We start from the raw sequence: 11605 nt of genomic DNA, 5'->3' as shown, positions 1-11605 counted from the left end.
GCTCAAAGCCAGCCCCCGGCTGCAGGAAACACTCCCCCCAGAAACCCGTGGCCAGCTGCCCACCTATGTGCAAGCCGACCACTTTGAGGGCCAAACCGACATCCGCGCCCGCTTGAAAGGCCATGTGCAGCTGCGCCGGGGCGACACCGTCATCCGCGCCGATGAGGCGCAATACACCCTGGCCGACGACACCGTCACCGCCCAGGGCAACGTCCACATCAACCGGGGCGGCAATATTTACCAGGGTGCCCAGCTCAAACTGCAAGTCGATGCCTTTCAGGGGGACTTCACCGAAGCGTCCTACCAGTTTCTGGACACCCAGGGCCATGGCGATGCCCAGCGCGTCGAGTTTCTCAGCCGCGAGCGCTCGACCATCCACCAGGCCACCTACACCACCTGCCAGCGCGATGACAGCGACAGCTGGGCCCCCGACTGGGTGCTGCAGGCCCAGCGCATCGAACTGGACCGCGCCACCGATACCGGCGTGGCCCACGGGGGCGTGCTGAAATTCAAAGGCATTCCCCTCTTGCCCGTGCCACGGGTGAGCTTTCCGCTATCGGACAAGCGCAAATCCGGCCTGCTGCCGCCCACCATTGGCATCGACAGCGTCAGCGGTTTTGAAATCAGCCAGCCCTATTACTGGAACATTGCGCCCAACCGCGATGCCACCCTCACCCCCACCCTCATGAGCAAGCGCGGGGTGAATCTGGGGGCCGAATTTCGCTACTTGGAGCGGGACTTCAGCGGCGACCTCACCCTCAACCACATGGCCAACGACCGCCTGCGCGAACGCGATCGCTGGTCGGTGGCGTGGCGCAACCAGGCCGATTTGTCGCCCCTCGTTGCGGGCCTGAACGCCGATTGGAAAATCCACCGCGTCAGCGACAACGACTACTGGCGCGATTTTTCTCTGCCCAGCCGCGATGGCCTGACCAATGAGCGCCTGATCGAAAGCTACGGCACCCTGTCCTGGGGCCGCGATGGCCACAACCTGCTGGCGCGGGCGCAAAAATGGCAAACCCTGCAGGACGTGGACAGCCCCATCGCTCCGCCGTTTGACCGCCTGCCCCAGTTGCAATGGCGCTACAGCCCACAGGCCCTGCACGCCCCGCTGGGGCTGGACTGGAGCCTGGAGGCCGACACCACCCGCTACCGCGCCCGCACCATTGATGAGCGCCAGCACATCGACAACGGCCAGCGCAGCTACTTTGCTGCCCAGGTGGCCCGCCCCTTCTTGCGCCCCGGTGGCTTTGTGACGCCCAAGCTCAAGATGCAGGCGGCCAACTACCGCTTTGACAACGCGCAACCGGGCCGGGCCAGCAGCCGCTCGCTCATGGTCCCGACGGTCAGCGTCGATAGTGGTTTGATTTTTGAGCGCCCCACCCAAGTACGCGGCCGCAACTACGTGCAAACGCTGGAGCCGCGTGCGTTCTACACCTATACGCCCTACCGCGACCAATCCATGCTGCCGCTGTATGACACTGCGCTGTCGGACTTCAACCTGAGCAGCATCTACAGTGAAAACAGCTACACCGGGCACGATCGCATTGCCGACAACCACATGGTCACCGTGGGCCTGACCACGCGCTACCTGCGGGCCGATACCGGTGCCGAAGTGGCCCGCTTTGGCGTTGCCCAGCGCCTGCGTCTGGCCGATCAGCGCACCACGCTGGGCTATGACACAGCGGGGCGCAAAGGCTGGTCGGATATCTTGGTCGGCGCTGGTCTGAAGTGGAACCACCGCTGGGCCACCGATGCCACCGTGCAGTACAACCGCGATATAGAGCGCACTACCCGCTCGGCCATGACCGCACGCTACAGCCCGGGGCCCTTCAAGGTCATCAGCGCCGCCTACCGCTACCAGCGCGAAAACAGCGCCCAAATTGCCAACCAGGGCAGCGAGCAAATCGACCTGGGCTGGCAATGGCCACTGAACGCCGCCGCCCAAGCCTTTAGCACCAACCCCAGCGCCGCCCCCAAAGGCCGCTGGTTTAGCGTAGGCCGCTTGAACTACAGCCTGCACGACAAAAAACTGGTGGACACCGTGGTCGGCTTTGAATACGACAGCTGCTGCTGGATTGGCCGCGTGGTCATTGAGCGCCTGCAAAGCAGCCTCACCCAGGCCAATACGCGCCTGCTGTTTCAGCTAGAGTTTGTTGGCTTCTCGCGCCTGAGCCTGGGGGCCGACCCCTTGTCCAGCCTGCAAGAACATGTGCCCGGCTACCAAAGCCTGCGCAGCCAAAACCCGGCAGCACCCAGCCGCTTTAGCAACTACGATTAACCCCCCTTTTGCTTTTACCGCTTTTTGCCCATCACGATGCTTTGCTTGAAAACCCTGCCCCATCAGATTGCTCTGGGCTTTGCCTGCCTGACCCTGGCCTGTGCCAGCACCGCCGCCCCGGCAGAAAAAACAGCAAAAGGGGCCAAAACTGGTGCCGCCACCCCCACCCAGTTGCAGCAGGCCCTACAACAATCGGCCACCCCCACCCCGGTGGCCGGCCCCCGCACGGCTGACTTTATTGTGGCGGTGGTCAATTCCGAGCCCATTACCCGCAACGATGTGCAAACCCGCACTGAGCGCGTTCTGCGCGCCATGCAAGACCAAGGCGTGCAAACGCTGCCCACCCCCGAGCAGCTGGCCCCCGAAGTGCTCGAGCGCCTGATTGTCGAAAAAGCCCAGGTGCAGCACGCCCTGGAAACGGGCATTCAAGTCGATGACCTGGCCGTGACCCAGGCCGTCACCAACGTGGCCCAGCAAAGCGGGGGCACACTGGCGGACTTGCAGGCCGAGTTGCGCCGCCAAGGCATCAGCGAAGCGCGCTTTCGCCGCGAAATTCGCGACCAGCTGCTAATGCAGCGCCTGCGCGAACGCGATGTCGATAGCCGTGTCAAAGTCTCCGAGCAAGACATTGACCAATACCTGGCCAAACAAAACCAGCGCCCCGACCAAGGCCCAGCGCAAGCGCTCAACCTGGGCCACATCCTGGTGGCGGTGCCTGAAAACGCCAGCGCCACCCAGGTGCGTGAGCTGGAGCAGCGCGCCGAACAGGCCGTGCAAGCACTGCGCAATGGCATGGACTTGCCCACAGCAGCCAAGCGCTATTCCGATGCGGGCGAACCCGAAATGGGCCTGCGCCCGCTGGAGCGTTACCCGCAAGCCTTTGTGCAAGCCGTGGGCAATACCCCCGAAGGCGGGCTGGTCGGCCCCCTGCGCACGTCCGCAGGCTTTCATATCTTGGTGGTGCTCGATAAACGCACCGCTGGCGTGCCCAGCGTGGTCACACAAAACCACGCCCGCCACATCTTGCTGCGCCCTTCCGCCCAGCTGACCGAAACCCAGGCGGCCGCCCAACTGCAAGAACTGCGCCAGCGCATTGAGCGTGGCCAGGCCAGTTTTGCCCAATTGGCCCAGCAGTACTCCCAAGACGGCAGTGCCCCCCAAGGCGGCGATCTGGGCTGGTCCAGCCCTGGCCAATTCGTGCCCGAGTTTGAAGACGCGCTCAACCGCCTGCAGCCCGGCGAAATCAGCCAACCCATCGTCTCGCGTTTTGGCGTGCATTTGATTACCTTGGAAGAGCGCCGCCAAGCCACCCTGAACCCCCGCCAACAGCGCGAAATGCTGCGCAACGTGGTGCGCGAAGAAAAAGTTGAAAAAGCCTACGCCACTTGGCTGCAAGAGCTGCGCAGCCAAGCCTACGTGGAATACCGCAACACCGAGGAACGCGGCCTGTGAACCAGCCCAAGCACATCGCCCGCAAGCGCTTTGGCCAGAATTTTCTGGTCGATGGGGCCATCATCGACAACATCGTGCGCGCCATTGCACCGCAAGCGGGCCAGCCCATGGTGGAAATTGGCCCTGGCCTGATGGCCCTGACCAAGCCCTTGCTCGAGCGCCTGGGGCAACTGACCGTGATTGAGCTGGACCGCGACCTGGCCACCCGCCTGCGCGGCCGCCAAGGCCTGAATGTGGTGGAAAGCGATGTCCTCAAAGTCGATTTCACCGCCTTGGCGCACGCCCTGGGCGCACCCAAACTGCGCGTCGTAGGCAATCTGCCGTACAACATTTCCAGCCCCATCTTGTTCCACCTGCTCGACCATGTCGATGCGGTGCAAGACCAGCACTTCATGCTACAAAAAGAGGTAATAGACCGCATGGTGGCTGCGCCAGCTACCAGCGACTATGGCCGCCTTAGCGTGATGCTGCAATGGCGCTACGCTATGGAAAACGTACTGTTTGTGCCCCCGGAAAGTTTCAACCCCCCGCCCAAAGTCAATAGCGCCGTGGTGCGCATGCTGCCGCGCAGCGCCCCGGCCGTGCTCAACCGCGCAGTCCTGGAAGAGTTGGTGCAGGTGGCCTTTAGCCAACGCCGAAAAATTTTGCGCAACACCTTGGGACGCTGGCTGGATGAAAAATCTTTTTCGGGTGCTTTCGATCTGCAGCGCCGTGCCGAAGAAGTCAGCGGCGCAGAATACCAAGCCTTGGCCGCAGCCCTGAGCTAAGAACGTGTTCACGTTCTAAAACACCATGCATTGCCGCGCCGCCGGCACACTACGCTTCGTTGCTGGCGGGTGCCTCGATCGTGGCCAGGCGCACCGTCATGCAGGTGCCCGGCGGCTTTTTCTCTGGGTGGGCATCCAAAATGAGCAGCTCACCCCCATGCTGGGCCGCAATCTCTTGCACGATGGGCAGGCCCAGGCCCGAGCCATCGGCCTCATTGCCCAGGGCACGGTAAAAGGGCTGCAGTACCAGCTCTTTTTCCTCCGCACCAATCCCCGGGCCGTTGTCTTCCACCTGGAGCACCACATGGGCGCTAAAACGCTCGGGCAGCACCCGGGCGGTCACCACGGCCGGGCGCTCGGGGGTGGAGGGGCTGTAGTGGATGGCGTTGGTAATCAAATTGCTCATCATCTCTTGCAGCAGCGTGGGGTTGCCCATGACCCAAACGCCGGGGTCGTCCTCCTCGGCCCCCTCGTAGCCCAAATCGGTATTTTTGGCCGAGGCCAGGGGCAGCACCTCTTGCACCACGGTCACCATCAGCGCGACCAAATTGCACGGCTCATGCTGCAAGCTGGCGCTGCCCACTTCGGCACGGGCCAAGGCCAGCAATTGGTTCACCGTGTGCGTGGCCCGCATGCTGGAGCGGCCAATGAGCTGCAAAGAGCGCTTTAACTCCTCGGCGCTCACATCCAGGCGCAGGGCCAAGTCGGCCTGCATGCGCAGCCCAGCCAACGGTGTTTTGAGCTGGTGCGCCGCATCGGCCAAAAAGCGTTTTTGCGTGCCCAGCGATTCATTCAAGCGCTGCAGCAAATCGTTCACCGCCTCCACCAAGGGCAGCACCTCTTGCGGTACAGCGCGGGAATTGAGCGGCGAGAGGTCTTCGGGCTTGCGGGCACGAATGCGCTCCTCCAGCCGGTGCAGGGGCTGAATGCCCCGCGCCAGCGCCAGCCACACCAGCAGCACGGCCAGCGGCAGGATGGCAAATTGCGGCAGCATCACGCCTTTGATGATTTCAGCGGCCAGCATGCTGCGCTTTTCCCGTGTTTCTGCCACTTGCACCAGCACCTGCCCCGCCGAGGGCAAGGGCAGCGCAATCCACAAGGCGGCAATCCGGATGGGGATGCCGCGCAACTCATCATCGCGCAGCTGCACTTGCCCCAGGGGGGGCAGGCTGGGGCTGCGCTGCACACTGGGAAAGTCATGCTCACCGGCAATCCAGGTGCCATCCAGATGGCTGATTTGGTAGTACATCAAATCGGCATCGTCCGTGCGCAGCACTTCGTAGGCCGCCAAAGCTTGGTTAAAACCAACGCGGCCATCGGACTCGATGCGCACCTGCTGGGCCAAGGCATGGGCGTTGTATTCCAAAGCCCGGTCAAACGGCTTGTTGGCCAAGGATTGCGCCACCAGCCACGTCAGCGCCAAGCTCAGCGGCCACAGCAATAACAGGGGCGTGAGCATCCAATCCAAAATTTCGCCAAACAAGGAACGCTGTTCCCGTTGGAAAATTTTGAGAACATTTTTTTTAGTATTTTTGCGCTTTTGCAATGGTGAATGAAGCGGTTACAGCTATCAATATTTTAGCGTATGCGCAGCAAGGCCCGCCGCAGCAAACGGGCCGCCCGGTCACGAATCTGAAAGGGGCTGTGGCTGCGGGCCGGGCGCTGCTTGGCCAAGGCACAGGCGGCCAAAAAATCATCCAGCAAAGGCCGGCTGTTGAGCGTGGGGCATTCCGCAATTTCAAACTCTGGGTGCCATTGGGTCGCAGCCACATAGCTTTTGCTGCGGTTTTGGCGGTAAATCGCCTCGGCAATGCCATCGGGCATGCTCCAGGCATCCACGGCAAAGCCCGGGGCCACGTCCTTAATCGCTTGGTGGTGGATGCTATTGACCCGCGCCGTGCGCACGCCGGGATAGAGCCGGGCCAGGTGCGAGCCGTCCACCACCTCAATATCGTGCTGGTGGCGGTCGTAGGCATGGGCATTGCGGTGTACCTGGGCCCCAGGCACCTGGGTCAAAATATCTTGGTAGAGCGTGCCGCCAAACGCCACGTTGATGAGTTGCAAGCCCCGGCACACCCCAAAAATGGGCTTGCCGGCCTGGCTGAAGGCCTCGACCACCGCCAGATCGTACAAATCGCGCACCCGGTCGCCCAACCACTCGGGGCGCAGGGGCTCTTCGCCATAGCTGCCGGGCCACACATCGGCACCGCCGTGCATGACCACGCCATCGAGCCAATCGGCGTAATGCGCCAAACTGACATCGCCCTTGGCCGTTTCTCCGGTCGGGCAGGGCACCATCACCACCATGGCCCCGGCGGACATGATCCAGTGGGCAATCGACTGCTCGACGTACTGCAGCGTTTTGCCCGTAAACAGCGGCCGCGTGGCATCGGCATGGGAAAAGCAGGCCGAGAGGCCAATTTTTAAACGATGAGAAGCAGGTGCAGACATTCGGTAAACCCGGCAAAGCGGTGCGTTGGTTGTAACCCGAGGAAGGGGTTTTGTCACCTCAGGGCAATTCTTCTTCAAGATGGCTTGCGTCCGGGTATTTTGGGTTTAGGATGTACCCAGGTCGGTGGAAAAGCCGCTCATCCCACAGGCTCCACCGGTTTTGGCACTGCGCCATGGTGTGCAGTGCAGCAAGCACAAGGAGGATATGCATGCAAGTACAAGTTCATGCCGACGATTCCATCCAGGGCGGTGACTCCCTGGCGCAATGGGCCCAAGAGGAGATCAATGCCAAGCTCTCCCGCCTGAAAGAATACGTAGTGCGCGTGGAGGTCTTCCTCTCCGGGGTCGATGCCCTGAAAGGCACAGGCGGTCCCGGGAAAAAATGCGTACTCGAGACCCGCGCCAATGGCCGTCCACCCATTGCGGTGAATGCCGAGGCCGAGAAGGTGAAAGATGCTTTCACCGCCGCCCTTGAGAAACTGCGCCGTGCCGTAGAAACCGACCTTGACAAAGTCAAAGACAAAAACGGGCGTGAAAGCGTTCGCGGGGTGGAAGACACGGTGTAAAACAACCGCCCAGCCTTAACCATAAGGCACCGGTAAACAAACAGGCCCTCTTGCGAGGGCCTGTTTGTTTATGGCCATGGGCCTTAGAACGTGTTCACGATCTTAGCTGGCGCGCAGGGCCCCAGGGGCGGTCAGCGTATCGACCACCAGCAACGCCTGCATTTTCTCCCGGCTCATGATGCCCAGGTCTTCGGCCACCTGGGCAATGGGCTTGCCCGTGGCGATGGCGGCTTTGGCAATCTTGGCGGCTTTTTCGTAGCCAATCAGCGGGTTCAGCGCCGTGACCAGGGTGACCGATTCGTTGATGCGCGCATCCAGCAGCACCGTGTTGGCCTCGATGCCTTCGACGCAATGCACTTGCAGCGTGCGGCAGGCAGCGGCCAGGTGGCGCAGGCTTTTGTGCAGGGCCCAGGCCATGAGCGGCTCAAACGCGTTGAGCTGCAATTGCCCGGCTTCGACGGCCATGGTGATGGCGGCATCGTTGCCAATGGCTTCAAAGCAGGCAATGCTCACCACTTCCGGAATCACCGGATTGACCTTGCCGGGCATGATGGACGAGCCCGCCTGGCGGGCCGGCAGCTTGATATCCCCCACGCCGGCCTGCGGGCCGGACGACAGCAGGCGCAAATCGTTGCTGATCTTGGAGAGCTTGACGGCGATGCGCTTCAAAATGCCCGAAATATCGGCAAATACCCCGGTATCGGCGGTGGCGGCAATCATGTCCTCGGCTTTGACGACGGGCACGCCGGAAAACTCGGCCAACTTGGCGGTGACCACATCGGCGTAGCCCACGGGGGCGTTGATGCCGGTGCCAATGGCGGTGCCGCCCATGTTGATTTCGCACAGCAGGCTGGCCGATTCGCGCAGGCGTTTTTCGTCGGCGGCAATCATCGAGGCGAAGGCGGTAAATTCTTGGCCCAAGGTCATGGGCACGGCATCTTGCAGCTGGGTGCGGCCAATTTTTAGAATATTTTTAAACTCTTCCGCTTTCACCTGGAAAGCCCCGCGCAGCGCGGCCAAGGCGGCCAGCAAATCTTGAATGCCAAAGTAAGTGGCCAGCTTCACCGCCGTGGGGTAGGTGTCGTTGGTCGATTGCGAAGCGTTCACGTGGTCATTGGGGTGAATCACGTCATAAGCGCCTTTGGGTTGGCCGATGATTTCCAGCGCCCGGTTGGCAATCACTTCGTTGGCATTCATATTGGTCGAAGTGCCTGCGCCGCCTTGCAGCACGTCCACGACGAAATGCGCATCCAGCATGCCGGTGGCCACGTCATCGCAGGCTTGGGCGATGGCCTGGGCCTGCTGGGCATTGATGGTGCCCAGGCTCAGGTTGGCCGCAGCCGCCGCTTTTTTCACATAGGCGAACGCGCGGATCAGGTGGGGCATTTGCGCCACGCTGTGGCCGGTGATGGGGAAGTTCTCCACCGCACGGGCCGCGTGCACGCCCCAGTAGGCGGTATCAGGCAAATCTTTGGAACCGAGGAAGTCGCTTTCTTGGCGCATGGTGTGTTTCTCACTGTCAAAAAATAAAACCAATAGACGCTGCGCTGCAGGCCCAGCCTGACGTAGCAACGCCTTGTTCCTCTGGGTCGTTCGGCGTTGCGCAGGCAACGGCCCAGAGGGACAAGGCGGAAGCTGAATTATCAAACCCCTGGTGCATGAGCTGCACATGTTTGGTGCATAACCTTGGGTGATTTGATTCACTATGGTGCAAAAGTCAATTTATTGCCTCATTTATAATCACAACTATTCTTAAAATGCATTATTAAGTTGTTTTTTTCGCATTTCCCTGCAAGGCAGTGCGATAAAAATGCGCCCAGCCATAAAAAAAGAGCTGCGCTCGCGCAGCTCTTTTGCAAGGACAGCAGCCATCTGCCGAATCAGTGCGCCGCAGCGCTGGCCGCCCCTACGCCGGTTTGGGCGCGCACGTACTGGTCGTCAAACGCAGCCCGTTCGGCCTGGGCCTGGGCGCTGGTGTCCAGCTTGGAGAACACATAAATCGCCAGGAAAGCCAACGGCATGGCAAACAGGGCCGGTTGGGTGTAGGGGAACAGCGGGGCGGGGTTGCCCAGCACATCCACCCAAACCGATTTGGAGAACACCACGAACAGCACCGAGCTGATCAAGCCGGTGTAGCCTCCCACCAGGGCACCGCGCGTGGTCAGCCCCTTCCAGTACATGGACATGAGCAGCACGGGGAAGTTGGCACACGAGGCCACGCCAAACGCCAGGGCCACCATAAAGGCCACGTTCATCTTTTCAAAGGCCATGCCCAGCAGCACCGCCACCACGCCCAGGCCCAGCGTGGCGATCTTGGAGACGCGGATTTCGCTGGACTCGCTGGCCTTGCCTTTCATGATCACGCGGGCATACAGGTCGTGCGAAATGGCCGAGGCACCGGCCAGCGCCAAGCCCGCCACCACGGCCAAAATCGTCGCAAAGGCCACCGCAGACAAAAAGCCCAGCAGCAGGTTGCCACCAGCGGCCTTGGCCAGGTGCAGCGCCACCATGTTGCCGCCGCCAATCAGCTTGCCGCCGACCACGCCACCCTCAAAAAACTCGGGGTTGGTGCCCACCAGCACGATGGCGCTCAGGCCCATGATGGCGATCACGTTGAAGAAGAAAGCAATGATGCCCGAGGCGTAGAACACCGATTTGCGCGCCTCTTGGGCGTTGGTCACGGTAAAAAAGCGCATCAGAATGTGCGGCAGACCAGCGATACCAAACATCAGGCCCAACCCCATGGACAGGGCGGTGACCGGATCGGCCAGCAGCTTGCCCGGCGAGAGCATGTTGGTGCCCAGGCGGTGCACTTCCATGGCCTTGGTCAGCAGCGTATCCAGGCTAAAGCCAAACTGCGCAAACGCCAGCAGCATGATGGCCGTGCCACCGGCCAGCAGCATGCAGGCCTTGATGATCTGCACCCAGGTCGTGGCCACCATGCCGCCAAAGATCACATAGACCATCATCAGCACGCCCACCACCACCAGGGCCACGTTGTAGTCCAGACCAAACAGCAGCTTGATCAGCTGACCAGCCCCCACCATTTGCGCCACCAGGTAGAAGCACACCACCGTGAGCGAGCTGATGGCCGCCATGGTGCGCACCGGGCCTTGGCTCAGGCGGTAGGCGGTGATGTCGGCAAAGGTGAACTTGCCCAGGTTGCGCAGGCGCTCGGCCATCAAAAACAAAATGATGGGCCAGCCCACAAAAAAGGCCACCATGTAGATGTAGCCATCCACACCGTCGCCGTAGATCATGGCCGTCAGGCCCAGCAGCGTGGCGGCCGACATGAAGTCACCGGCAATCGCCAGGCCGTTTTGCTTGCCGGTGATGCCGCCACCGGCGGTGTAAAAATCCGAGGCCGATTTAGAGCGCCCCGCGGCCCAGTAGGTGATGCCCAGCGTCATCAGCACAAAGGCAAAAAACATGCCAATGGCGTGCCAGTTGAGCGGCTGCTTTTGGGCTGCGCCCAGGTCGGGGGCGGCCAGCGCCAGGGCAGGCGTGGCCAGCAGGGCCACGGCGGCCGCATTGCGCAGCCAGGAATGCGTGCGTAAGCGGGTCATGCGGTTTTCCTCAGGGCATCTTGCACAATTTGTGCGTTCAAAACGTCAAATTCGCCATTGGCGCGGCGCACGTACACCCAGGTCAGGGCACAGAAAAAGACAAACTGCGCAAAGCCCAGCGCGATGCCCACCGTCAGGTGGCTCCCCTCAAACAGGCGGATGGCAATCACCTGCGGGGCAAACGCCACCAGCAGCACAAAGCTGAAAAAAACCACGATCACCAGCAGCGCCAGCGTGGCGGCAAAGCGCCCGCGCCGCTGCACCAGCTCGGTGTAGCGCGGATCGCGCTTGATGTGTTCGTACAAAGGATTGGACATAGGGCTCCCTGGATGAATGACTGTTCTCGGTATCACAGCAAATTGCTGCAGTGCAGCAATGTCGCGCAGGGGATTCTATGGTGTCAATCTCTGGGGTTTTTGGGACATTTCCAGGGGTTTACCCGCATAAAAAAAGCCAGCACTTGCGCACTGGCTTTTTTTGCGATCTTTTAGCGCTTTGTTTATAAGGATTTCAATATGTTTT

General features: G+C 61.2%; 9 protein-coding genes. 4 read left to right on the top strand and 5 right to left on the bottom strand.

Annotated features, from left to right (window positions below; translation table 11 throughout):
* The 3 genes from J1777_RS09400 to rsmA all read left to right on the top strand — a co-directional run.
* The coding region (locus tag J1777_RS09400) for an LPS-assembly protein LptD (RefSeq protein WP_207575471.1) at nucleotides 1-2281 on the top strand (2281 nt) is incomplete at its 5' end.
* 36 nt (nucleotides 2282-2317) lie between these two features.
* The gene (locus tag J1777_RS09395; RefSeq protein ID WP_207575470.1) at nucleotides 2318-3733 is read left to right on the top strand and encodes a peptidylprolyl isomerase; all 1416 of its coding nucleotides are present in this window, start codon (nucleotides 2318-2320) and stop codon (nucleotides 3731-3733) included.
* A complete protein-coding gene (gene rsmA, locus J1777_RS09390; RefSeq protein WP_207575469.1) occupies nucleotides 3730-4500 on the top strand; it encodes a 16S rRNA (adenine(1518)-N(6)/adenine(1519)-N(6))-dimethyltransferase RsmA in 771 nt (256 codons plus the stop codon). The genes J1777_RS09395 and rsmA overlap by 4 nt, the downstream gene beginning before the upstream one ends.
* Before the next feature lie 49 nt (nucleotides 4501-4549).
* Here the strand turns inward: rsmA and J1777_RS09385 are convergent, their stop codons facing one another.
* Both J1777_RS09385 and J1777_RS09380 read right to left on the bottom strand, forming a co-directional pair.
* Nucleotides 4550-5959 (bottom strand): sensor histidine kinase, encoded by a 1410-nt coding sequence (locus J1777_RS09385; protein ID WP_207575475.1) that lies wholly within the window; start codon nucleotides 5957-5959, stop codon nucleotides 4550-4552.
* 119 nt (nucleotides 5960-6078) lie between these two features.
* Nucleotides 6079-6951, bottom strand: a complete 873-nt coding sequence (locus J1777_RS09380) for a gamma-glutamyl-gamma-aminobutyrate hydrolase family protein (protein ID WP_207575468.1) — start codon at nucleotides 6949-6951, stop codon at nucleotides 6079-6081.
* 209 nt (nucleotides 6952-7160) lie between these two features.
* On the opposite strand from J1777_RS09380, the gene J1777_RS09375 reads away from it, so the two are divergent.
* Entirely contained in the window at nucleotides 7161-7517 is a 357-nt protein-coding gene (locus J1777_RS09375; protein ID WP_207575467.1) for an HPF/RaiA family ribosome-associated protein, read from the top strand.
* A gap of 102 nt (nucleotides 7518-7619) precedes the next feature.
* On the opposite strand, the gene J1777_RS09370 is transcribed toward J1777_RS09375, so the two are convergent.
* The 3 genes from J1777_RS09370 to J1777_RS09360 form a co-directional block, all read right to left on the bottom strand.
* On the bottom strand, nucleotides 7620-9020 hold the full coding sequence (locus J1777_RS09370; protein WP_207575466.1) for an aspartate ammonia-lyase: 1401 nt from the start codon (nucleotides 9018-9020) through the stop codon (nucleotides 7620-7622).
* Nucleotides 9021-9397: 377 nt separating this feature from the next.
* Complete coding sequence (locus J1777_RS09365) at nucleotides 9398-11083, bottom strand: cation acetate symporter (protein ID WP_207575465.1); 1686 nt, start codon at nucleotides 11081-11083, stop codon at nucleotides 9398-9400.
* Nucleotides 11080-11400, bottom strand: a complete 321-nt coding sequence (locus tag J1777_RS09360; RefSeq protein ID WP_207575464.1) for a DUF485 domain-containing protein — start codon at nucleotides 11398-11400, stop codon at nucleotides 11080-11082. Before J1777_RS09360 ends, J1777_RS09365 begins: the two co-directional genes overlap by 4 nt.
* Nucleotides 11401-11605: the final 205 nt, after the last annotated feature.

Origin of the sequence: Comamonas denitrificans (genome assembly GCF_017368815.1) — a bacterium.
In the GTDB taxonomy this organism is placed as follows: domain Bacteria; phylum Pseudomonadota; class Gammaproteobacteria; order Burkholderiales; family Burkholderiaceae_C; genus Comamonas; species Comamonas denitrificans.
The sequence above is the reverse complement of the archived record's forward strand: the minus strand, read 5'-3'. Positions and strand labels throughout refer to the sequence as shown.

What these genes read in the sequence shown, in the direction of transcription:
- J1777_RS09375 (WP_207575467.1), top strand. Translation starts at nt 7,161, where the DNA reads ATGCAAGTACAAGTTCATGCCGACGATTCCATCCAGGGCGGTGACTCC.
- J1777_RS09360 (WP_207575464.1), bottom strand. Translation starts at nt 11,400, where the DNA reads ATGTCCAATCCTTTGTACGAACACATCAAGCGCGATCCGCGCTACACC.
- J1777_RS09385 (WP_207575475.1), bottom strand. Translation starts at nt 5,959, where the DNA reads ATGCTCACGCCCCTGTTATTGCTGTGGCCGCTGAGCTTGGCGCTGACG.
- J1777_RS09365 (WP_207575465.1), bottom strand. Translation starts at nt 11,083, where the DNA reads ATGACCCGCTTACGCACGCATTCCTGGCTGCGCAATGCGGCCGCCGTG.
- J1777_RS09380 (WP_207575468.1), bottom strand. Translation starts at nt 6,951, where the DNA reads ATGTCTGCACCTGCTTCTCATCGTTTAAAAATTGGCCTCTCGGCCTGC.
- J1777_RS09395 (WP_207575470.1), top strand. Translation starts at nt 2,318, where the DNA reads ATGCTTTGCTTGAAAACCCTGCCCCATCAGATTGCTCTGGGCTTTGCC.
- J1777_RS09370 (WP_207575466.1), bottom strand. Translation starts at nt 9,020, where the DNA reads ATGCGCCAAGAAAGCGACTTCCTCGGTTCCAAAGATTTGCCTGATACC.